Genomic DNA, 790 nt, shown 5'->3' on the forward strand with positions numbered 1-790 from the left:
TCGTGCCGGTGATGCGGCCGATGAGATCGCGGGCATACTGATCGTCGAGCAGGACCGTGGCGCCCTTGGCCGTGGTGACGCGGTTCAGCCAGCGCCGGGTCGGCGAGTAGCTGAAGGAGGTCTTCACGCCGTTGGCATAGGTGATCTCCTTCGTCTGGCCGTCGGCCTCGTAGAGGGTCGAGGTGATGAAGCCGGAGGCCGAGAGCAGCTTGTTGGCGGCCGTGTATTGCAGCGGTGCGGCAAGCGTGCCGAAGTCGAGCTGCACCGGCAGGTATTGGGTGCGCAGCGTCTGACCGGAGGCATCGCGCACGCTGGTCGTGGTGTGGGTCAGCGTGCCGATGGTGACGTCCTGGCGCGCGGGTTTGCCGAAGCCGTCATACTTGATGACCTGCGCTGCCGCAGGGTTGGTGGATGTGGTGAGCTGGCCGATGTTGTAGAAGCCGGCCGCTGCCTGGTCGTAGGTGTTTTGCGTCAGCGTCACCGCGCTGCCGCCCAAGGCCGTTGCCGTCTTCAAGGTCAGCCGGTCCATCTGGTCATAGGCCAGTGTCGTGACCGTGCCGCGGGCATCGGTCTGGCTGGTCAGCCGGTTGGCGCCGTCATAGACATAGGACCAGGTGCCGAGGTCGGGATCCGAGGCAGACAGCCGGTTGCCGACCATGTCATAGCTGTAGCTCCAGCTCGAGCCGCCGGGGTCGCTGACCCCGATCAGCCGGCCAAGGACATCGTAGCTGCGGCCCTCCGTCAGATTGAGCCCGCCGAGATCGCGCACGATCTGCACGACATCGCCGCG

1 protein-coding gene is annotated in these 790 nt (G+C 65.9%); it reads right to left on the reverse strand.

Annotated features, from left to right (window positions below; translation table 11 throughout):
* The coding region (locus NKG95_RS34195) for a hypothetical protein (protein WP_353043880.1) at positions 1-790 on the reverse strand (790 nt) is incomplete at both ends.

Source organism: Mesorhizobium sp. M1423 (genome assembly GCF_040317575.1).
Taxonomy (GTDB): domain Bacteria; phylum Pseudomonadota; class Alphaproteobacteria; order Rhizobiales; family Rhizobiaceae; genus Mesorhizobium.